At 71.0% G+C, this 20,868-nt stretch carries 20 protein-coding genes, 2 tRNA genes and 1 pseudogene; 9 read left to right on the top strand and 14 right to left on the bottom strand.

The features are described 5' to 3' along the window. Positions 1-140: 140 nt before the first annotated feature. Genes ACFO60_RS04580 through deoC form a run of 4 tightly spaced genes read right to left on the bottom strand, consistent with a single transcriptional unit; the run spans position 141 to position 3,631 of the window. Complete coding sequence (locus ACFO60_RS04580; RefSeq protein ID WP_380837292.1) at positions 141-1,010, bottom strand: aldehyde dehydrogenase family protein; 870 nt, start codon at positions 1,008-1,010, stop codon at positions 141-143. Beyond that, positions 1,003-1,212, bottom strand: coding sequence for a hypothetical protein (locus ACFO60_RS04575; protein WP_380837289.1), 210 nt, complete (start codon positions 1,210-1,212; stop codon positions 1,003-1,005). The genes ACFO60_RS04580 and ACFO60_RS04575 overlap by 8 nt, the downstream gene beginning before the upstream one ends. Continuing rightward, on the bottom strand, positions 1,205-2,662 hold the full coding sequence (locus ACFO60_RS04570; RefSeq protein ID WP_380837286.1) for an aldehyde dehydrogenase family protein: 1,458 nt from the start codon (positions 2,660-2,662) through the stop codon (positions 1,205-1,207). The genes ACFO60_RS04575 and ACFO60_RS04570 overlap by 8 nt, the downstream gene beginning before the upstream one ends. 9 nt (positions 2,663-2,671) lie before the next feature. Then, positions 2,672-3,631, bottom strand: a complete 960-nt coding sequence (deoC, locus tag ACFO60_RS04565; protein ID WP_380837284.1) for a deoxyribose-phosphate aldolase — start codon at positions 3,629-3,631, stop codon at positions 2,672-2,674. A 255-nt stretch (positions 3,632-3,886) separates the two neighbouring features. Here deoC and ACFO60_RS04560 point away from each other — a divergent pair, with 255 nt between their 5' ends. From ACFO60_RS04560 to ACFO60_RS04550, 3 genes are all read left to right on the top strand, one after another. Then, positions 3,887-4,054 (top strand): hypothetical protein, encoded by a 168-nt coding sequence (locus ACFO60_RS04560; RefSeq protein ID WP_380837281.1) that lies wholly within the window; start codon positions 3,887-3,889, stop codon positions 4,052-4,054. A 321-nt stretch (positions 4,055-4,375) separates the two neighbouring features. Further along, positions 4,376-7,246 (top strand): helix-turn-helix transcriptional regulator, encoded by a 2,871-nt coding sequence (locus tag ACFO60_RS04555; protein WP_380837278.1) that lies wholly within the window; start codon positions 4,376-4,378, stop codon positions 7,244-7,246. A gap of 333 nt (positions 7,247-7,579) precedes the next feature. Beyond that, positions 7,580-8,149, top strand: coding sequence for a TMEM165/GDT1 family protein (locus ACFO60_RS04550; protein ID WP_380837275.1), 570 nt, complete (start codon positions 7,580-7,582; stop codon positions 8,147-8,149). A gap of 70 nt (positions 8,150-8,219) precedes the next feature. Here ACFO60_RS04550 and ACFO60_RS04545 read toward each other — a convergent pair whose 3' ends face one another. The 8 genes from ACFO60_RS04545 to ACFO60_RS04510 form a co-directional block, all read right to left on the bottom strand. Continuing rightward, the gene (locus ACFO60_RS04545) at positions 8,220-9,341 is read right to left on the bottom strand and encodes a UDP-N-acetylmuramate dehydrogenase (protein WP_380837272.1); all 1,122 of its coding nucleotides are present in this window, start codon (positions 9,339-9,341) and stop codon (positions 8,220-8,222) included. A 95-nt stretch (positions 9,342-9,436) separates the two neighbouring features. Beyond that, positions 9,437-10,951 (bottom strand): CysS/YqeB C-terminal domain-containing protein, encoded by a 1,515-nt coding sequence (locus tag ACFO60_RS04540; RefSeq protein ID WP_380837269.1) that lies wholly within the window; start codon positions 10,949-10,951, stop codon positions 9,437-9,439. A 76-nt stretch (positions 10,952-11,027) separates the two neighbouring features. Continuing rightward, a complete protein-coding gene (locus ACFO60_RS04535; RefSeq protein WP_380837266.1) occupies positions 11,028-11,456 on the bottom strand; it encodes a MaoC family dehydratase in 429 nt (142 codons plus the stop codon). A 3-nt stretch (positions 11,457-11,459) separates the two neighbouring features. Further along, the gene (locus tag ACFO60_RS04530) at positions 11,460-11,909 is read right to left on the bottom strand and encodes a MaoC family dehydratase N-terminal domain-containing protein (RefSeq protein WP_380837263.1); all 450 of its coding nucleotides are present in this window, start codon (positions 11,907-11,909) and stop codon (positions 11,460-11,462) included. A gap of 407 nt (positions 11,910-12,316) precedes the next feature. After that, positions 12,317-12,481, bottom strand: a complete 165-nt coding sequence (gene rpmG / locus ACFO60_RS04525; protein ID WP_184608557.1) for a 50S ribosomal protein L33 — start codon at positions 12,479-12,481, stop codon at positions 12,317-12,319. A gap of 78 nt (positions 12,482-12,559) precedes the next feature. Continuing rightward, positions 12,560-12,633, bottom strand: a tRNA-Met gene (locus ACFO60_RS04520). Positions 12,634-12,846: 213 nt separating this feature from the next. After that, positions 12,847-12,919 (bottom strand) — tRNA-Thr (locus ACFO60_RS04515). 122 nt (positions 12,920-13,041) lie between these two features. Next, positions 13,042-13,260: a transposase gene (locus ACFO60_RS04510; protein ID WP_380837260.1), complete on the bottom strand. Its 219-nt coding sequence runs from the start codon at positions 13,258-13,260 to the stop codon at positions 13,042-13,044. Between the two features lie 584 nt (positions 13,261-13,844). On the opposite strand from ACFO60_RS04510, the gene ACFO60_RS04505 reads away from it, so the two are divergent. From ACFO60_RS04505 to ACFO60_RS04485, 5 genes and pseudogenes are all read left to right on the top strand, one after another. Further along, on the top strand, positions 13,845-14,498 hold the full coding sequence (locus tag ACFO60_RS04505) for an MIP/aquaporin family protein (protein WP_380837257.1): 654 nt from the start codon (positions 13,845-13,847) through the stop codon (positions 14,496-14,498). Positions 14,499-14,796: 298 nt separating this feature from the next. Further along, entirely contained in the window at positions 14,797-16,092 is a 1,296-nt protein-coding gene (gene nhaA / locus ACFO60_RS04500) for a Na+/H+ antiporter NhaA (protein WP_380837254.1), read from the top strand. Between the two features lie 98 nt (positions 16,093-16,190). Continuing rightward, positions 16,191-16,427, top strand: a pseudogene (locus tag ACFO60_RS04495) (DUF1622 domain-containing protein); the annotation flags it as partial. Between the two features lie 372 nt (positions 16,428-16,799). Next, positions 16,800-17,822 (top strand): PP2C family protein-serine/threonine phosphatase, encoded by a 1,023-nt coding sequence (locus ACFO60_RS04490; protein WP_380837251.1) that lies wholly within the window; start codon positions 16,800-16,802, stop codon positions 17,820-17,822. 65 nt (positions 17,823-17,887) lie between these two features. After that, a complete protein-coding gene (locus tag ACFO60_RS04485; protein ID WP_380837248.1) occupies positions 17,888-18,763 on the top strand; it encodes an alpha/beta fold hydrolase in 876 nt (291 codons plus the stop codon). Positions 18,764-18,769: 6 nt separating this feature from the next. Here the strand turns inward: ACFO60_RS04485 and ACFO60_RS04480 are convergent, their stop codons facing one another. Continuing rightward, entirely contained in the window at positions 18,770-18,928 is a 159-nt protein-coding gene (locus ACFO60_RS04480; protein WP_380837246.1) for a hypothetical protein, read from the bottom strand. A gap of 333 nt (positions 18,929-19,261) precedes the next feature. Here ACFO60_RS04480 and ACFO60_RS04475 point away from each other — a divergent pair, with 333 nt between their 5' ends. Then, positions 19,262-20,230, top strand: a complete 969-nt coding sequence (locus ACFO60_RS04475; RefSeq protein ID WP_380837243.1) for an SPFH domain-containing protein — start codon at positions 19,262-19,264, stop codon at positions 20,228-20,230. 57 nt (positions 20,231-20,287) lie between these two features. Here ACFO60_RS04475 and ACFO60_RS04470 read toward each other — a convergent pair whose 3' ends face one another. After that, the gene (locus ACFO60_RS04470) at positions 20,288-20,842 is read right to left on the bottom strand and encodes a MarR family winged helix-turn-helix transcriptional regulator (protein WP_380837240.1); all 555 of its coding nucleotides are present in this window, start codon (positions 20,840-20,842) and stop codon (positions 20,288-20,290) included. Positions 20,843-20,868: the final 26 nt, after the last annotated feature.

Raw genomic sequence — 20,868 nt, 5'->3', positions numbered from 1 at the left:
AGCGGGGGCGGGACGCACTGGCGTCCCGCCCCCGTAGAGGTCTCAGCCGGCCGGCATCCGCTCAGGACGCGTGCCGGCCCGGCCGTCCTCTGATGCGACGGCCCCGACGGGCCAGGGCCGTCCGTGCCTGCCGTCGCCTGTCAGATTCCGACGGGGTGCCAGACCGTCTTGGTCTCCAGGAAGGCCGTCATGCGGCCGGTGCCCGGGTCGGCGAGCCAGTCGGTCTTGCCCGTCGGGCGCAGCACCCGCTTGAGGTTCTCGGCCGCGCCCTGCTCGCAGGACACCGCCAGTTCCTCCGGGCAGCCGGTCAGGTCCACCGCGTTGACGTCCATGTGGGACGCCAGCCACGGCGCCAGGTCGGCGAGCCTGCCGGTCAGCAGGTTGACCACCCCGCCCGGCAGGTCGGAGGTGGCCAGCACCTCGGCCAGCGTGATCGCCGGCAGGGGCGCGCGCTCGGAGGCCACGACCACGCAGGTGTTGCCCGTGACGATCACCGGTGCGATGACCGAGATCAGGCCGAGCAGCGGCCCCTCCGGCGGCGCCACGACCGCCACCACGCCGGTCGGCTCGGAGGACGACAGGTTGAAGTACGGCCCGGCGACCGGGTTCGCCGACCCCTGGACGGCCCCGATCTTGTCCGACCAGCCCGCGTACCAGACCAGCCGGTCGACGGCGGCGTCGACCAGCTCGCCGGCCTTGCGCGCCGACACCCCGTCGGCCGCGGTGACCTCGTCGACGAACTGCGCCCGGCGTCCCTCCATCATCTCGGCGACGCGGTAGAGGATCTGGCCGCGGTTGTACGGCGTGGCGCCGGACCAGCCGGGGAACGCCTTGCGGGCGGAGACGACCGCGTCGCGGGCGTCCTTGCGCGAGGCAAGCGCGGCGTTGGCGAGGAAGTCGCCCTTGGAGGAGGTCACCGCGTAGGACCTTCCGCTCTCCGAACGCGGGAAAGCCCCGCCGATGTACAGCTTGTACGTCTTGCGCACGGCGAGCCTGCCCGGCTCAGTCATCGCCTCTCCAGGTGATCTCTTCCGGCGCGAGCCGCACCAGCAGGGGCACCTGGCGGCAGCGGCTCACCCCGCAGCGGTGGGCGAACCAGCCCTGGCGGGCGGTCGTGGTGATACGGCCGGCGCGGGCGTGGGCGTGCCCGTGGGTGATCTGCGCGCGCCTGGCACGGCGGGGCGCCCGCCGGTGCTCACAGGGTTCAGACATCGAGGTACGCCTCCAATCCGTGCCGCCCGCCCTCGCGGCCGTAGCCGGACTCCTTGTAGCCGCCGAACGGCGACGCCGGGTCGAAGCGGTTGAAGGTGTTGGCCCACACGACGCCGGCGCGGAGCTTGTCGGCCATCCACAGGATGCGCGAGCCCTTCTCGGTCCACACACCCGCGGACAGGCCGAAGGGGGTGTTGTTGGCCTTCTCGACCGCCTCGGCGGGGGTACGGAAGGTCAGGACCGACAGCACCGGGCCGAAGATCTCTTCGCGGGCGATGCGGTGCGACTGGGCGACGCCGGTGAACAGCGTCGGCGGGAACCAGAAGCCCTTGTCGGGGATCGCGCAGGGCGGGGACCAGCGTCCGGCGCCCTCCTGCTCCCCCGCCTCGCTCAGCGACCTGATCTTTTCGAGCTGCGCCGCCGAGTTGATCGCGCCGATGTCGGTGTTCTTGTCCAGCGGGTCGCCGAGCCGCAGGGTGCCCAGGCGTCGCTTGAGGGCGTCCAGCAGCTCTTCCTCGATCGACTCCTGGACCAGCAGCCGCGAGCCCGCGCAGCAGACGTGCCCCTGGTTGAAGAAGATGCCGTTGACGATGCCCTCGACGGCCTGGTCGAGCGCGGCGTCGTCGAAGACGATGTTGGCGGCCTTCCCGCCGAGCTCCAGCGTCAGCTTCTTGCCCGTCCCGGCGACCGAGCGGGCGATCTGGCGGCCGACCTCGGTGGATCCGGTGAAGGCGACCTTGTTCACGTCCGGGTGGGAGACGAGCGCCTGCCCGGTGGCCCCCGCCCCGGTCACGATGTTGACCACGCCGGGCGGCAGGTCGGCCTGGCGGCAGATCTCGGCGAAGGCCAGCGCGGTGAGCGGCGTCGTCTCGGCCGGCTTGAGCACGACGGTGTTCCCGCAGGCCAGCGCGGGCGCGATCTTCCAGGCCAGCATGAGCAGCGGGAAGTTCCACGGGATGACCTGGGCGGCGACCCCGAGCGGACGCGGGTCGGCCCAGCCGCCGCCGTCCGCCGCCCTGCGGGCGAAGCCGGCGTGGGACAGCTTGTCGGCCCAGCCGGCGTAGTAGAAGAAGTGCGCCGCGACCAGCGGAAGGTCGACGTCGCGCGCCTCGCGGATCGGCTTGCCGTTGTCCAGGGACTCCAGCACGGCCAGCTCGCGGGCCCGCTCTTGGATGATGCGGGCGATGCGGAAGAGGTACTTGGCGCGCTCGCGGCCGGGGAGCCGTCCCCAGACCGACTCGTACGCCTTGCGCGCCGCGGAGACGGCACGGTCGACGTCGGCGTCGGTGGCCAGGGTGAACTCGGAGAGCACCTCTTCGCTCGCCGGGTTGACGGTCTTGTCCCGTTCATCGCCCAGGGAGTCGACCCATTCCCCGTTGATGAACAGGCCGTAGGACGGCCGGATGTCGACGATGTCGCGCGACTCGGGCGCCGGTGCGTATTCGAACATGAGGCCGCCTCAGTCGAGGGTGAAGTAGTCGGGGCCGGCGTAGCGACCGGTGGCCATCTTCTGGCGCTGCATCAGCAGGTCGTTGAGCAGGCTGGACGCGCCGAGCCTGAACAGGTCCGGGTCCAGCCAGTCGTCCCCGGCGGTCTCGTTGACCAGCACCAGGTACTTGATCGCGTCCTTGGTGGTGCGGATGCCGCCCGCCGGCTTGACGCCCACCACTCGCCCGGTGCGGGCGCGGAAGTCGCGCACGGCCTCCAGCATCACCAGCGTGACGGGGAGGGTCGCGGCCGGGGAGACCTTGCCCGTGGAGGTCTTGATGAAGTCGGCGCCGGCCAGCATCGCCAGCCAGGAGGCCCGGCGCACGTTGTCGTAGGTCGCGAGCTCCCCGGTCTCCAGGATGACCTTCAGGTGGGCGTCGCCGGAGACGCCGCCCTCGCCGCGGGCGCAGGCCGCCTTGATCGCGACGATCTCGTCGTACACCTTGCGGTAGTCGCCGGACAGGAACGCGCCGCGGTCGATCACCATGTCGATCTCGTCGGCGCCGGCCTCGACCGCCTGCCTGGTCTCCTCCACCTTGACGCCGAGGGACGATCTGCCGCTGGGGAAGGCGGTGGCCACGCTGGCCACCTTCACGCCGGACCGGCCGAGCGCGTCCACGGCCTGGGGGACCAGGTCGGGGTACACGCAGACGGCGGCGACCTTGGGAACGGAGGGGTCGGCGGGATCGGGCCGCACGGCCTTGGCGCACATCGCGCGCACCTTGCCGGGGGTGTCGGCCCCTTCCAGTGTGGTCAGGTCGACCATGGAGATCGCCAGGTCGATGGCTCGGGCCTTGGCCGTCGTCTTGATGGAACGGGTGCTCAGCATCGCGGCGCGCTGATCGGCACCCACACGATCGACGCCGGGCAGGCCGTGCAGGAATGCCTTCAGGGACGCGTTCGACGACGCGATCTCCGTGGGCGAGGTCATCAGTGTTGACACCTCACCAGCATCGCCGACCGGCCTGATTGTTCCAAACCGGACCCACCGGCCGAGCGCGCCCGCGGCACGTACTCACAGGTCGCCCGCGGTCCTGCCTACGCCGCCTAAGGCGGTGCGAAGGACCTTAGGCGGTCCTGGGCCCGAAGATCGCGAGGAGATAGGGCATCCGCCCGATGTGAGGGAGGCCGCCTTAGCCGGATTCTAGAGAGGTCAGAGAAGACGACATCAAAAGGAGAAGCCGACATGGCTCCCGAGCTCCACTACCAGCTCATCATCAGCCGAGTGGCCGAGTTGCACGCCGAGGCCGGCGAGCAGCGCCGCGCCCGCCAGGCGGCCTCCGGCCGCAAGGCGCAGGCCCATGGCTCGCAGCACCGCCTGCGCGCCGCCTTCGGCAAGCTGCGCACCTCGTGATCGCCCTCGGTCACGCCCTCCCCGGCGTGCCGCGGGTCCGGTCACGGGCCGGCGGCGAGCCGGAAGGGCGAACCCCGTGGTCCCGCTCGCGGAGCTCGCGGAGCTCGCGGCTGAGACCCTCGTTCACGATGCCCGGCCGGGACCTCCCTCCCGGCCGGGCGTCACAGCCGCCGTAAGGACGCATGGCGTCACAGCCTCCGTAAGGACGCGGGGCGCCACGGCCGCCGTAAGGGCCAGGGCGCTCCGTCCCGTTCGCCCAGACCGAAAAACAGTACGAAAGACGCTAGTGGGCATGACATGCTGGCAGACATGGTGGGCCGGATGGTGAGCCCCGTCTTCGTGGGACGGGAAGCCGAGCTGCGCACTTTCTCCGATGCTTTCGAGCAGGCGCGCAAGCAGGCCGCGTCCGCCGTCCTCCTCGGGGGCGAGGCAGGCGGGGGAAAGACACGGCTGGTGTTCCGCTTCACCGAGGAGGCCGCCCAGTCCGGCGCGCACGTCCTGGCCGGCGGGTGCGTCGAGCTGTCCACCGAGGGCCTGGCCTACGCGCCGTTCACCGCCGCCCTGCGCCAGCTCGTCAGAGAGATGGGGGCCGCCGAGGTGGCCGCCCTGCTCCCCGACGGCGCCGCCCGCGATCTGGCCCGCCTGCTCCCCGAGTTCGGCGAGCCCAGCGGCGAGCGTGAGACCGAGACCGGCCGGGCCAGGCTGTTCGAGCAGATCCTCACCCTGCTCGAACGGCTGGCCGAGCGCCGGCCGGTCATCCTGGTCATCGAGGACATCCACTGGGCCGACCGGTCCAGCCGCGACCTGATCGCCTTCCTCAGCCGCAATCTCAGGACGGCCCCGATCCTGATGATCATGACGTTCCGCTCGGACGAGCTGCACCGCCAGCATCCGCTGCGCCCGGTGCTCGCCGAGCTCGCGCGCGTCGAAGGGGTGGCGCGCGTCGACCTGCCCCGGCTCAGCGAAAGCGAGGTCGCCGCGCAGATCGCCGGGATCCGGGGCGACGCCGCCGAGGCCGCGATCGTCCGCAAGGTCTATCAGCGCAGCGAGGGCATCCCGCTGTTCGTCGAGGCGCTGATGGAGCGCGGCGACGACTGCGGCAGCGTCCCCGAGTCCCTGCAAGATCTGATCATCGGCTCGGTCGAACGGCTGCCCGAAGAGAGCCAGCGCGTGCTGCGCGTCGCCTCCGCCGGCGGCAACCGCATCGGCCACGAGCTGCTGGCCGCGGTCACCGGCCTGTCCGACATCGACCTGGAGAACGCCCTGAGGCCCGCGATCGCGGGCAACGTCATGCAGGTGGACGGGCGGGCGTACGTCTTCCGGCACGCCCTGATCCGCGAGGCCGTGCACGAGGAGATGCTCCCGGGCGAGCACAACCGCGTCCACGCGCGCTTCGCCGAAGAGATCGACCGCGACCGCAAGCTCGTCCCGCCCGGCCGCGCCGCCATCGAGGTCGCCCACCACTGGTACTCCGCGCGCGACCATCTCTGGGCGCTCATCTCCGCGTGGGAGGCCGCGGGCAAGGCCGCCGACGCCTTCGCCTACACCGAGCAGATGCAGCTGCTGGAGCGCGTGCTGTCCCTGTGGGACCGCGTGCCGGACGCCGCCGAACGCATCGGCGTCGACCACGTCGGCATCCTCGAGCGGGCCTCGGAGGCCGCCGTCATCAGCGGTGAGACCGAGCGGGGCCTGAAGTTCGTCAAGGGCGCCCTCGCCGGGCTGGACGAGGCGGCCGAGCCCGAACGGGTCGCCTACCTTCTCGTGCGCCGGGCGCAGCTCACCATCGACCGGGGCCGGCGGGGCGCGCTGCCCGACCTCCGCTACGCCGAGCGGCTCGTGCCCGCGCCGAGCGCCGCCCGCGCCCAGGTCCTGTCGCGGCTCGGCTCGTTCCTGATGTTCAGCAACGAGACCGACGAGGGCTCCCGGCTCACCGAGGAGGCCCTGCGGATCGCGCGCGACCTCGGCGACGCCTGCATGGAGGCCGACCTGCTCGCCAACCTCGCCATCGGCCAATCGCTGGCCGGCGACCTTCTGGGCGCGCTCGACGCCAACGAGCGGGCCATGGAGGCGGCCGTCGAGCTCGGCAACCAGCGCATCGTCCTGCGCTCCATCGGCAACAAGATAGACGCCCTGAACAACCTCGGCCGCTCCGAGGAGGCCGTGGCCCTGGCGCTGGAGGGCGACGCGCTGGCCCGCAAGTACGGCCGCTACCGCGTGAACGGGGCCTTCATCGCCAACAACCGGGCGGAGGCCCTGGAGGCGCTCGGCCGCTGGGACGAGGCGATCGAGGTCATCGAGCAGGCCCTGGCCCTGGACCCGATTCCGAAGATCCGCGGTCATCTGCGGCGCATGCGGGGCCAGCTCGGCGCCGGGCGCGGCGAGGTCGAGCTGCTGGAGCAGGCCCTCGCCGAGGTCGGCGCCCTGCAGAGCGAACGCGAAGAGTACGCCCAAGAGTGGATGACCAACCTGCGCCTGCGCATCGAGCTCCATCTGCTGCGCGGCCGGCCGGCCGCGGCCCTCAACGACGTCGAAGAGATGCTGCTGGTCGGCGACATGCCGCACTCCAACAAGGCGATGCTCGGCTGGCAGTTCATGGCGCAGGCCCGGCTGACCTGCGAGATCGCCGCCGCGGCGCACCCCGAGCGGGCACGGGAGGTGTGGGACCGCGCCCAGGTGCTCTTCACGACCATGAAGTCCGACGGCCCGGTGGCCGACGCGTTCGGGCTGATGTTCACCGGCGACCACGACGCGGCGGCCGCCGCCTGGCAGCGGCTCGGCCGCCCTTACCCGCGTGCCCGGTCCCTCACCCAGGCCGCCGCGGCCCGCGCCAAGGCCGGTGACCGCGACGGGGCGGCGGCACGGCTGCTCGAGGCCCGCGCCCTCGCCGCCGATCTGCGCGCCCGGCCGCTGCTCGGCGAGATCGAGGCGCTCGCCCGCCGCGTCGGGGTCACGGTCACCGCGGGCCCGGCTCCGGCCGGCGCGGACGCCTCCAGCGCCCCCGACCTGACGCCGCGCGAGCTGGAGGTGCTCCGGCTGGTCGCGCTCGGCCGCTCCAACCGCGACATCGCCGGCGAGCTGTTCATCTCGGCCAAGACGGTCAGCGTGCACGTCTCCAACATCCTGGCCAAGCTGTGCGTCTCCACCCGCGGCGAGGCCGCCGCCGCGGCGCACCGCCTCTCCCTGTTCACCTGACCCACGCCCGTTCACCTGACCCACGCCCCCGCCGGCCCGCGCCGTTCCAGCCGGCCCTCCCCGCGCGGCGCCGTTCCGGCAGCTGTCCGACGTGCGCGATCGGCCACCGTCGGCGATCGGCTAGTATGTGGGCGAAACACCGAAGGGGAGTAGTCCCTAACCGCGTGGTCGACATGCTGGCGTAAGCCCGGTCGCGCGGGCCTCGGCTCGCCGAGGCGGACGAGACCTTCGGCCCGTTGCCGTGCACGTGCGCGGCCGGGCCGAAGCCGTCTTCCCCGAACTCCGGTGGCGCCGCTTCCGCCCGGTCGCGAAAGATAGAAGGGCGACCCCTCGTTGGAAGCGTTCTGGATCAGTCTCGGCGTCATCTTCGTGGCCGAGCTGGGCGACAAGAGCCAGCTCATGGCCATGACGTTCGCCACCCGTTTCAAACCGTGGCCGGTGCTGGCCGGCATCACCCTGGCGACCGCCGTCGTCCACCTGCTGAGCGTCGGCCTCGGCGGCCTCATCGGAGACGCGCTGCCCACGAAGGCCATCGCCGTCGTGGCGGGCCTGGCGTTCCTCGGCTTCGCGCTGTGGACGCTGCGCGGCGACGAGCTGAGCGACGAGGAGTCGCGCAAGGCCGAGCGCACGACCCGCAACGCGCTGGTCGCCGTCACCGTGGCGTTCTTCCTCAGCGAGCTCGGCGACAAGACCATGCTCGCCACCATCACGCTGGCCACCCAGCACGGATGGTTCGGGACCTGGGTCGGCTCGACGGTCGGCATGGTGGCCGCCGACGCGCTGGCCATCGTGGCCGGCCGGATGCTCGGCAAGCACCTCCCCGAGAAGGTCATCCGCTACGGAGCCGCCGCCGCCTTCGCCGTCTTCGGCATTCTGCTGCTCGCCGAGGCCCTTACTCTCTGACCGGTGCCCCGGCCGTACGGCGCGCACCGGCGCGTGTGCGCCGACGGCGGCCAGAGGGAGCCGACGGTGGTCAGAGGGAGAGGCCCACCAGCACCGGCTCGTTCACCAGTGTGACGCCGAACGTGGCCTCGACGCCATCTCTGACCTCCCTGGCGAGGGCCAGCAGGTCGGCCGCCGTGGCGGAGTCGCCGGACGGCCGCGCGGGGCCGCCGAGGGCGATCTCCTCAGGGTCGGACGGGAAGCCGGTCACCGCGTGCCCGCCGGGGTTGGTCAGGGCGAGCGTGTGCTTGGTGGAGATGCGCGCGGGGCCCCGGCGGTAGCCCTTGGCGAAGCCCGCGTGCTCGATGAGCCAGGCGGCCGGCACCTTGACCGCGCCGCCGGGCATGTCCCACCGGGGGTGGCCGGGAGCCCTGCGTGAAAGCTCGGCCGCCTGCGCCGCGGAAAGGACGGGGTTGGTGAAGAACGAGCCGGCGCTGCAGGTGTCGGGGTCGGCCGCGTCGAGCACCATGCCCTTGCCCTTGCGCAGCTCCATCACGGCGTGGCGGGCCTCGTGCAGGGTGACCCGGTCGCCGATGCCGACGCCGAGCCTCGCCGCGAGCTCCTTGTAGGCGATCGGCCCGGACTTGTCGGACCTGTCCAGCTCATACGTCACGGAAAGCACGACATAGCGGGACAGGTCCGCTTTGAAGGAGCTGTGCCGGTAGGCGAAACCGCACTCGTCCGCCCCGAGGTCCAGCAGCTCGCCCGACCGCCGGTCGTAGACGCGCACGCCGGTGACGGTCTGCGAGACGTCCTGCCCGTACGCGCCCACGTTCTGGATCGGGGTGGAGCCGACCAGCCCGGGGACGCCGGACAGGCACTCGACACCCGACCAGCCCTCGGCGACGGCGCGGGTGACCAGCGCGTCCCAGTCTTCGCCGGACTGCGCGGTCACCACGACGCGGCTCCCCTCGTCGCGGACGTCGACCCCGCGCGACCCGACCCGCACCACCAGCCCGTCGAAGCCCTCGTCGGAGATGACCAGGTTGCTGCCCCCGCCGAGGATCAGCACGGGCTCACCGGCGCGGTCGGCGGCGGACACCAGCTCGACGAGCTCCTCGGCGCTGGACGCCTCCGCGAAGGCGCGGGCGGCGCCGCCCACTCTCAACGTGGTGAACGGCGCGAGCCGCACCCCGGCCACTCGGTCAGCCATGCGTCTTCCTCGAGAACATGCGAAGCGGCACGCGAGGGCCGCGCGCCGGCCATCAGCCTAACGCCCGTCCGGCTCCCCGGATCCGGCCCGGCGTCTCAGCGGTCGGCGCCGGAGCGGAGCAGGCGCAGCACCCGGTCGTAGGTGCGGCGGGACTCGCGGTCGCGGTAGTCGGGGTCGACGTCGTGGTAGCCGCGGTGCCGCTCCTGGTGGACCGGGAGCCGCTCGTCCGGCACGACCAGCGTGCCGGGCAGCGTCAGCGAGAACTCCAGGTCGGCGTTGCGGTAGTAACGCGCCTTCTCCGGGAAGCCGCCCGCCGCCAGGGCCTGGTCACGCCGGACGGCGAACAGGTAGCCGAGGAGCCCGCGCACCTCGCCCGGACCCGCCTCGTGCCAGTCGAGGCCGCCCTCGTCGGGGTCCACGCCCTTCCATCCGGCGGCCACGACGTCGCCGTCGAGCGCCGCGGCCAGCGGGGCGATCGCGTCGCCGTCGAGGACGGTGGAGGTCTCCATGACGACGTGCACGTCCCCGGAGTCGAGCGCGAGCAGCTTGTTGCGGCTCTCGCCCCACCCGGCCGGTCCGCCGCGCCAGTGCGGGGTCTCGGCGACGTGCCACGCCTCGATGCGCTCGGGATGCCGCCCGGCCAGCTCGTGCAGCGCGACCCCGGCCCCCTCGACGTTCCCGAGGTCGAGCGCGAGGATCTTCGCGTCGGTGTGGTCGATGAGCGCGTCCACGCATTCACGCAGGTCGGACGGACTGCCGTCCACCAGCAGCGCCACGGTGACCGTGCCCGAGGCGGCCCTCGCGCGGTCGGTCGTCCCCGCGTGGTCCTGCGCATCCGCCTGGCGCCGCGTCCCCGCATGGCCCTGCGCATCCGCCTGGGGCCGTGTATCGGCGTGCTCCTGCGCGGGCGCGTCGTCCTGCGCGTCCGGCGCAGGACTGATCGCCCTGTCCAGCCGGGACGTCGCGAGTGTCGCGTCCCACAGCACCTGCGACTCGAGCACGTTCTCCGCGTGGGTGCCCGTCTCGTCGCCGACCCGGGCCTCGGCCCCGGCCTCGACGTCGTCGTCCACGCCGAGGGTCTCGGCCGCGTCGTCGGACCCGCTCTCGCGCGTGCCGAGGTGCCGGGCCTCCACCGCGGTTCGCACCGCCGGCTCCCCACCGCCGGCCGGCGGCTCGCCCTCGCGGCTGCCGAGGGGCTCGCTCTGACGGCCGGCGGCGGGCTCGCCGTCGCGGGTGGCGGTGCGCTCGCCCTGACGGGTGGCGGCGGGCTCGCCCTCAGGGGCGACGGTGGCCTCGCCCTCGGCCTTCGCGGTGCGCTCGCCCTGGCGGGTGGCCGTGGGCTCGCCGTCCCGGCCGGCGGCGGGCTCGCGCTCGGAGGTGGCGGCGGGACGGCCGTCCTCCGGGGCGGGCACGGGGATCGACGCGACCGTGGGCCAGACCTTGAACGGCGGCCGCGGCGTCAGCTCGAAACCACCGGCCGCGTCCCGGACCAGCCAGCCCGCGTCCTCGATCTCCTGCCGCAGGGCGTCGGCCGCGGCGAAGTCGCGCTCGGCCCGTGCCTTCGCCCGCTGCTCCGCGAGTCCATGTACGTGGTTCGGTGGCTCTGTCACGCTCGCCCCATTACCCACATGGCGCGGAAGCATTCAGGGCCGTCCCGGGTGGAGTGCCGGTTCGGCCTCACCCGCCTCAGGCGAGGCGCACCGTCGCACGGGCCCTGGACAGGACGCGGGAGTCCCCGGACTTGGCCGTGAGCGCCACCACCACGCGGTTGTCGTCCAGCTTCTCCTCGACGACGCCGCTCACCGTGATCACGGCGCCCTCGTCATTGTCCGGGACGACCACCATGGACGAGAAGCGGACACCGAAGTCGACGAGCGCGCCGGGGTCGCCGGTCCAGTCGGTGACGAAGCGGCCGGCCTCGGCCATCGTGAACATGCCGTGCGCGATCACGTCCGGCAGGCCGACGGCCTTGGCGTGCCGCTCGTTCCAGTGGATGGGGTTGAAGTCGCCCGAAGCCCCGGCGTACATCACCAGGTTGACGCGGTGGACAGGGTAGTCGACGGCCGGGATCTGCAGGCCGGCCTCGACCTCGTCGTACTTAACGGTCGCCGTCATCGGTTACGCCGCCCCTCCGCGCTCGATCAGGGTGTTGTAGGTCCTGCACACCGGCTCGCCCTGGACGGTCGTCACCTCGCTGGTCACCGTGAGCAGCTCGTTGCGGCCGACGCTGCGGATCTCGGAGATGGTGGAGGTGCACAGCAGCTCGTCGCCGGCGTAGATCGGGCGGGTGTACTCGAAGCGCTGTTCGCCGTGGACCACCATGCCGAAGTCGAGGCCGAGCTCGGGGTCGGCGAGGGCCTCTCCGGCGCCCGAGAGGGTGAACACGATGGGAAAGGTCGGCGGGGCGACGACGTCGGGGTGGCCCGCGGCCTTCGCGGCCTCGGGGTCGCGGTAGATCGGGTTCGGGTCGCCGACGGCGGCCGCGAATTCCCTGATCTTGACGCGGCCTACCTCGTAGGAGCCGGCCGCCGGATATGTCCGTCCGACGAAATCTCGGTTCAAAGCCATCGTGCCATTACCCTTTCGACAAGCGCGCGGAGCTGACGAAGGCGGTGCCCATGGACGTTGGCCGGGCTCCCGCCGAGGGATCGCGGATGGACATCGCGCTGGCCCGACCGTAACAGAACAACCTTCGACCGTCGCGGATCCAGCGCAGGGCCGGACGCGGACCCGGGCGAGGCCGGGTCCGGGCTCCGTCAAGGCGGATCAGGCACGCGGGAAAGTGATCGCCCGATAGCGGCGAGGTGTTTCCGGACGCGACAAACCGGCGTCCTCGCCGAGGACGCCGGTCGCGCGTGATGGTGCCTGAGTGCCGCAAAGGCGTCCCGCCTTCACGCTTCACCGTGCCCTGACGCCGTCCGCTTGGCGTACGGCGACGTCCGCCGCGGCCTTGCGGCGCGGCGGACGGTGCGGCCCTAGCGGGTCTCGCGATGCGCGCGGTGGCACTTGCAGTTGGGGCAGTACTTCTTCAGCTCAAGCCGGTCCGGGTCATTGCGCCGGTTCTTCCGCGTGATGTAGTTGCGGTGCTTGCACTCCTGGCAGGCCAGCGTGATCTTCGGCCTAACGTCGGTGGCAGCCACGTGGGAGTGCCTTTCTACGTTTGGGACACATGGACAACCCGAACCCGGTCACCTATGACAGGGGACCCGGCAGGGTAGTAGCGGAGGCCGGACTTGAACCGGCGACACAGCGATTATGAGCCGCTTGCTCTGCCTGACTGAGCTACTCCGCCTCAGGACCGGCGAACTGGACCGGCCACGAAAGGATACCCGACCCGTATGACGATCGCGCACGCCAGTCGCCTGCCCGATCTGGACCAAGTGCTCCCAGTATGCCTGATCACGGGACCCCCGCACTTCCCCTATTTTCAGGCGACCGCCGAGCAGTGGTATCCACAAGCGAAAAGCCCCACCCGGATATCCGAGAGAGGGCGATTACGCTGTCGAGCCCCTTTACGGAATCGAACCGTAGACCTTCTCCTTACCATGGAGACGCTCTGCCGACTGAGCTAAAGGGGCCGGCCTCGCCGCGTTTCGCGTTACCGCTCCGCGCTGCGGACAGGTGTAACCATACACGGCCCCAGCGGCCGACGCGAATCAGAACGCCCATAGGAGCACACCCCCGCAGGGGGTGGCCGGCGCTACCGCAGGGCTTCGGTGCGGGTGCGCGCCGAAGCGGCGCCGAACGGCAGAGTGATCACTTCGCACAGGTCGGCGAGGTCGAGATATCGGCGCAGCTCATCGACGGTGGAGCAGTCGGTGACGTACTCACCGTGCCGCCGCAGGCGGAGCACCTGGTGCCCGCCGCGCGTCGCGGCGGTGATCTCGTATCCGTCCGGCCCGACCCAGCGCGTCTCCATAGCGGCACAGAGTATTCCTGATCACCATTGGGCGCGCGCAGTATCGCCATTCGCTCTGCCACCACCGTCACCGGCGGACGCGCCGGCACCGGCGGACGGCTCCTCCACCAGGAGCGCCGCGCCCACGCCCTCCACGGACACGCACTTTGGTACATGCTGGGCCTGGCCTCGACTACGACGGATCCTCTCCGAGGGTTCGCAGACGAGGCGCGGGCTCATCTGGCGATCGTTCGCTTGGCGGTCTCGACGGCGACGCGGTCGATCTCGCCATTCGGGGCGTCGAGCAAGGTCGCAATCGTTCGCCGCAGGTTCGCGGGCTAGAAGATCTTCCAGAGCCACGGGGTCCAGCTCGGCGAGGATCCGCTCCTCTCGGACGTAGACGGCGCGCGGGTGGACGATCTTGTTGGCAAGGGCGTACTCGGCGGGGAACTTGCAAGGCCCTGATTTCCGGCACGGCAAGCCGTAACAAGCCGTAAGCGCCCGTAAGGAGCTCGCAATCTCCTGAGGCCGAGGCTCATGCCACGATCTAGATGCGCTGCCGCGGTGCGTGATCAGTCTCGGTCCACTAACCGACAGGACAGTCCATGCGCAGCTACATCACGGAGTTCATCGGAACGTTATTCCTGGTCTTCACGGTCGGCGCCACGGTTCTGACGAAGGCGCCCCTGGCGCCCGTGGCCATCGGAGCCATCCTGATGGTCATGGTGTACGCCGGAGGACACATCTCCGGGGCCCACTACAACCCCGCCGTGACCTTGGCCGTGCTGCTCCGCGGCCGGATCAGCCTGACCGACGCCGTCCCGTACTGGATCGCCCAACTGGCCGGCGGCGTTCTCGCCGCGCTCACCGCTTCCTACATCGTCAATCCCGGCAGCGTGCCGACGCTATCGCCCTCAGGGCGAGAGTTGGGGGTCGCGCTGCTGGCCGAGGCGCTGTTCACGTTCGCGCTCGCCTATGTGGTGCTGAACGCGGCCACCAGCAGGGACCATCCAGGCAACAGCTTCTACGGCCTGGCCATCGGATTCACCGTGGCAGCCGGCGCATTCGCGGTCGGCGGCATCTCCGGCGGGGCCTTCAACCCGGCGGTCGCCGTCGGCGCCGCCTCCATGGGACTGTTCGCCTGGTCCAAGATCTGGATCTGGCTCCTGGCCGACCTGGCGGGCGGCGCCCTGGCCGGGGTGACCTTCCTCGCGCTCAACCCGAAGGACCGCGCCCCGCTGGAAGCCTCCGCAACCTGACCGCATGGAGCCGACATGATCAGCGCGCGCGAAGTCGTCGCACGGGCGGGCATCGATGTGAACATCCTGATCGACCGTCTCGCTTCCGCTGCCGCAGGGGTGTCCGGAGAGTCGAGCCGGTCAGTGATCACGGCCCCGTTCCAAGCACACCCCGGGACCGCACCGCGTGGCCGGCGGCCCCTTCACTGTTCCGTCCGCCACACGACTCGTCACTGCGGTCTTGATATGTTGATGACAGGTGCGCCGGGAAGTCTGGTCGGCATGTGATCGGTTCGACTCTGCTGCAGGACGGAGTTCCATGCCCGGCACCACCGACCACCGCGCCCCCCGTCTGCTCGCTAGAGGCACCTGGCCCGAAGTGCGGCGGATCACCGGCATCCTGCGCAAGGAGACCATCGGCGGAGCCCTGCTGCTGGCCAGCGCGATCGTGGCGCTGGTGTGGGCCAACTCGCCATGGTCCCAGGCGTACGCGGATCTGCGCACGTTCCGCCTCGGCCCGGCCGCGTTGCATCTGAATCTGGATTTGGCCACCTGGGCCGCCGACGGACTGCTGGCAATCTTCTTCTTCGTCGCCGGGCTGGAGCTCAAACGGGAGTTCGTCGCCGGTGACCTGCGCGAAGCTCGGCGGGCAGTGGTGCCGGTGGCGGCCGCGTTCGGCGGAGTGATCGTCCCCGCTCTGCTGTACCTGGCGGTCGCCGGCGTCGACGCGCCGCGCGGATGGGCGATCCCCACCGCGACCGACATCGCCTTCGCCCTGGCCGTGCTCGCGGTGGTCGGCCGGCACCTACCCGCGGCGCTGCGCACGTTCCTGCTGACCTTGGCGGTGGTGGACGACCTCATCGCGATCGTCATCATCGCCACCTTCTACACCACCCACCTGTCAGTGCTGCCCCTGCTGGGATCCCTGGTGCCGCTGGCGGCCTTCGCCGTACTGGTCCAGCGCAGGGTGCGCTCGTGGTGGCTGCTGCTGCCGTTCGCCTTCACCTGCTGGGCGCTGGTGCATGCCTCCGGCATGCACGCCACCGTGGCGGGGGTGCTGCTGGCACTGACCGTGCCGGTACTGCGCAGCAGGCAGGCCGGTGGACCTGAGGCCGGCCCAGGTCTGGCGGAACACCTCGAGCACCGCCTGCGGCCCATCTCCGCCGGCATCGCCGTCCCCGTCTTCGCCTTCTTCTCCACCGGCGTGAGCTTCGGCGGGTTCAGCGGGCTGGCGCGCTCGCTGAGCGACCCGATCGCGGTGGGCGTCGTGATCGGCCTACTGGCCGGCAAGCCGATCGGCATCATGGCCGCGACCTGGTCGGTGGCCCGTTTCAGCCGCGCCACCCTGGACGAGGGCCTGGCCTGGATCGACATGGCTGGGCTGTCGATCCTTGCCGGGGTCGGTTTCACCGTATCCCTGCTGATCGGCGAGCTGGCCTTCGGTGCGAGCAGCGACGCCGACGCCCGGGTCAGGGTCGCCGTCCTGACCGGTTCGGTGGTCGCCGCCGCAGTGGCCGCGGTGATCCTGCGGCTGCGCGCCGAGGTCTACCGGCGCATCCACCAGGCCGAGACCACCGACCGCGACGACATCCCTGACCTGTATCAGGACACCTAGTACTGATAATCCCGCGCCCCCGCGGTCGTCCCTCGCCCAGAGCTGGCCGGGCCGCTCACGCTTACCATCGCCGACGTTGAGAATCGTTCGTTCAGATCTACCGGTGGTATCGCCAGGGACTCGGGCGGGCGATCCTGCTCGGCCTGGAGTTCCTCGTGGCGGGCGACATCATCCGCACGGTTGCCGTGTCGCCTACCTTCGCCGGGGTCGGCGTCCTTGCGCTGATCGTGCTGGTGAGAACCTTCTTGAGCGTGGCGCTCGAGGTGGAGCTGGAGGGCCGCCGGCCATGGCGGCCCGGCAGGACCCGCTCCAAGGACCTGCCCTCGTCCAGCTGACGCTCGGACCGGCGGATCGGAGAGGTCCGGAGGGGGCAGGGAGCGGCCACGACCAGGTAGGCGCGGCGCTGTCGGACCTGCCGCATTCACACGACTCGCATGGCCGAGCGCTCGCGGAATGATCTGCCTCGTCACCGACCGATGGACCGTCGCCGCCAAGCCCCGCTGAACGATCACTTCCTCCCGTCCGGCACCCGCGGGTATCCCGTCGTTGGTTCTTTCCCTTCTCCGGCAGGCGGCTCAGGCCAGGCCGACCACCAATCTGGACGCGCTCAGTGATAGCGCTCCGCCATGGTCTGCCGATAGCTTTGCGAGAGAGGGAGGTTCGCTCTGAACGCTCTGGCGACACACGTCCACACCAAATCGCAGACAGTGCTGAGATCACTGCCTTTCGTCGCCATCGCCGCCGTTGCGTGCGTCGACCTGCTGGCCGGTCCTCGGCTGGGTTTCCTGCCGTTGCTGACCCTGGGCCCCACGTTCGCCTCGGTGTCGGGAAGCGTGCGGCGCACTCTGGCCGTGGGCGTGGTCGCGCTGGCGGTCTGTCTGCCTCTGGCGCACTACAACGGGCTTCTGCTCACTCCGCAGAACAATCTCACCATCGCGGCCGTCATCGGCGTCACCGGTGCCAGCGCCTTGGCCAGCCACCTCCGCATCCGGCGCGAGCGCGAACTCGCCAACGTACGCCTGGTGGCGGAAGCGGCCCAACGCGTACTCCTGCGCCCTGTGCCCCGCCGAGCCGGCGACCTTCGCATCGCACTGTCCTACACCTCCGCGGCGGCGGAGGCGCAGATCGGCGGCGACCTTTACGAGGTCGTCACCACCCCGCGCGGCGTCCGACTGCTCATCGGCGACGTCCAGGGCAAAGGGCTGGGGGCCGTGGAAACTGCAGCCTGGGTGCTCGGCGCGTTCCGTGAGGCCGCCTACGATGAACCGGACCTGTCCGGTGTGGGGCACCGCCTGGAGAACAGCCTCACGCGGCATCTGGGCGGCGAGAGGTTCGTCACCGCGATCATCGCCGAAGTCCATGTCGGTGAGATCTCCTTGCTCAACTTCGGCCATCCCCCTCCCCTGGTGATGCGCCGCAGCGGAAGCACCGTCTTCGCCGAGCCCGAGACGGAATGCCCTCCGCTCGGGTTGGTGGCGCTCGGCTCCGGCAAGCCCGAGCCGCACCGCATACCGTTCCAGGAGGGTGACCAGATCCTGCTTTACACCGACGGCGTGATCGAGGCTCGCGACGAATCGAGAGCCTTTTACCCGCTGTCGGAAAGAGCGAAGGTGCTGGTGGGCGCCGACCCGCAGGCCGCTCTCGACGAACTGCGCGCTGACCTGCTCGACCATGTGGGTGGTCCCCTGCTGGACGACGCGGCGATGCTCCTGCTGCGCCGGCACACCTGACCTGCCATCTGACCTACCGACGGTTCCGTGACGAGGTCGCCATCCCCTTCACAAAATGAGGTGCCATGGTGTCCACTGCCCGCGCAGTCTTCTCCGAGCGCGCCACCGTCGTCGCGCGCCTGCCGGCGGGCCCGGTGGAATACCGGCTGGAGGGCGACGGTCCCAGGACGGTCGTGGTGTTCCATGGCGGTCACACGCGGGCGGGACTGGCGCTGGGTGAGGAGGTCTTCGCCGACGCCGGTTTCCAGGTGCTAGCGCCCTCGCGTCCCGGTTACGGGCGTACGCCGCTGACCACTGGCACCACGCCGGCCGGCTTCGCCGACGCCACCGCCCAGCTGTGCCAGACGTTGGGCATCGAACGCCTCGCCGCGGCCGTGGGCGTCTCGGCCGGCGGGCGCACGGCGCTGACCATGGCAGCCCGCCACCCGCGACTGGTCGAGCGCGTCATCCTGCAAAGCGCGGTCGGATTCCTGCCCTGGCCCGACCCGCTGACCCGGCTGGGCGGCCGGGTGGTGTTCAACGCCCGGGTGGAGGCCGGCACTTGGGCGATCATGCGGTCGTTGGTCCGGGTCGCACCGTCCCTGGGACTGCGCCTGCTGCTACGTGACCTGTCAGTCCTTCCCGCGCACCAGGTGCTGGCGGGCTTGTCCATCGCCGAGCGGGCGACGCTGGCCGGACTGTTCACCGTGATGCGCTCGGGTCACGGCTTTGTCGCCGACATGCTCCCCGTTCCGGACTGCGCCGCGCAGGTCGGCCAGCCCGCGCTGGTCATCGCCACCCGTCACGACCGGTCGGTGTCCTTCGCCCACGCCGAGTCCCTGACCGCGGCGATGCCGAACGCCGAACTGGTGGACAGCCGTGCCGACAGTCACATGATCTGGTTCGGCCCCGACTATCCGCGCGTCGCCGCGAAGATCCGTGAATTCCTCGCCGCGGACTGAACGCGGCTACGGCTTCTCGGCGTAGACGAAGCGTTCGAGGCCGAACACCGGCAGCTCACGGCCCGCCGGCTCCAGGTAGCGGGCCTGATATTCGGCGGCGCCGACCTGCTCGCACTCCACCCAGCCATAGTTCGCCAGCAGGTCCCCGACCTGGTCCGGAGCCAATGGGAACGAATCCGGCGAACTCGGCGGCCGTCGGCAAGAGCGACACTCGCACGTGGCAGATCAAGTGGCGCGCGTTGTCAGTGGCCGACCGGGAACTCACAAGCAAGGTGCGACTCGCGGCGGCGATCGCCGCCAGAAGCCCCAACGGCCGCGATAGTCGTGAGCTGGATTCGGCGCTCGCCCCACGGACACCGCCACATCGTCGGCCCTCTGGCTCATCCGCGCGAAAAGACTAAAAGAGACTTGTGGAGTTGTTCAACAATACTTACATTTGAGGTACTCCGTACGAGCGCCACCCCCCCGACCAGAGCGACTCAACCTTGGAGGCCACTCATGTCCGTGCGTGCCGTTCTGGCGTCCCTGGCGGCGGTGGTGGCCGTCATCGTCGCCATCGTCAGCGTGATCGGCCTGCTCAGCGGTTACGAGAGCACCAGCGGCGGGGAGGTGGCGGTCGTCCGCGACGGCGGCCCCCTCGACGACAACCGGGTGCGCGAGGTGATCGACCCGGCGTCGAGCCTCACCTGGACCGGCTGGTGGTCCGAGGTGCACAGGTATCCCGCCCAGCAGCGCTTCTACACCATCACCTCCGACCCCAAGCGCAGCACACTGCTCGGCGTCGACGTCGTGACCGTGCCCAGCAGCGACGGCGTCAACATGGGCATCGAGGGCACCCTGTACTTCACCCTCAACCTCGACCACCAGACCCTGAGGCTGTTCGACGACAAGTTCGGCACCCGCAGGTTCCGCGGTCAGGACAACGAGATGCGCTACCCCTACGACGGCGAGGAAGGCTGGTCGGGCTTCTTCGGCCAGGCCATCAGGCCCGTCGTGGACAACGCCCTGCGCAGCCAGATCGGGGTCTTCCGCTGCGCCGAGCTCGTCTCCTCCTGCGCCTTCGTGGAGAGCGGCGCGGCGCGCAAGGTCGTCGAACTCACGCCGCGGGACAACAACGCCGCGCTGGTCAAGGTCCAGAACGCCGTCAACAGCACCCTCGCCGACGACCTGCGCCGCATGCTGGGCGCCGACTTCCTGATCGACCTGCGCTTCAACCTGGTCAGGATCACCCTCCCGCCACAGGTGCAGGCGTCGGTGGACCGCGCCCAGGCGGCCTTCGCGGGGGTCGCCGAGGCCCAGGCCTCCGTCGCCCAGGCGCGCGCCCAGGCCGACGCGAACAAGGCACGCCAGGACGGCTACAACCGCTGCGGCACCTGCGCCGAGATCGAGAAGCTGAAGGCCCTCCCCCAGGGCATCACCGTCTACGCCCCCGGCAGGGACACCGCCCTCTCCCTCCCCTCGAAATGACCGCGGCGGCGTTCCGCGGCGTGGAGGCGAGAGGGCGGGCGGTGGGCGCCCGTGCCGTCAGGCCTGGCCGGTGTCGGCGGCGGTGAGGACGTTGAAGCGGGCCAGCATGTCGGCCAGCAGCTTCACGTCGTCCTGCGGCCAGGCGCCGAGCAGGGCGTAGAAGCGCCGCTGGCGGGCCACCCTGGCCCTGTCGAGCCTGGCCTGGCCCTCCTCGGTGAGGGCGAGCAGCTGGGCGCGGCCGTCCAGCGGGTCCGGCTGGCGTCCGACCAGGCCGAGCTCCTCCAGCACCTTCAGCTGGCGGCTGATCGTCGCCTTGCCGACGCCGAAGTAGGCGGCGAGGTCGCTCGGCCGGGCCGGGGCGGCCTCGTCGATGCGCACGAGGATGCTGTAGGCGCCGGGCTCAAGCTCGGGGTGCACCTCGCGGCCCACCTCGGCGGACAGCGCCCTGGACCGCCGGAACAGCAGGCCGAGCTGGCGCTCCAGCGCGCAGTACGCCTCGTGCTGCTCGACAGGCACCGCCACCTGTGCGTCCGTCGTCACCTCGACCCGCCTCCCCTCGTCGTCGCCGCCCGGCGTCCGGACGCCCGTTCCACGCGCCGGCCGTGCGTCCATCCCGCGCATGGCGCGGGCGCTTCCAC

The organism is Sphaerisporangium dianthi (assembly GCF_042654065.1).
Taxonomy (GTDB): Bacteria; Actinomycetota; Actinomycetes; order Streptosporangiales; family Streptosporangiaceae; genus Sphaerisporangium; species Sphaerisporangium dianthi.
This window is presented reverse-complemented; position numbering and strand designations above follow the sequence as displayed.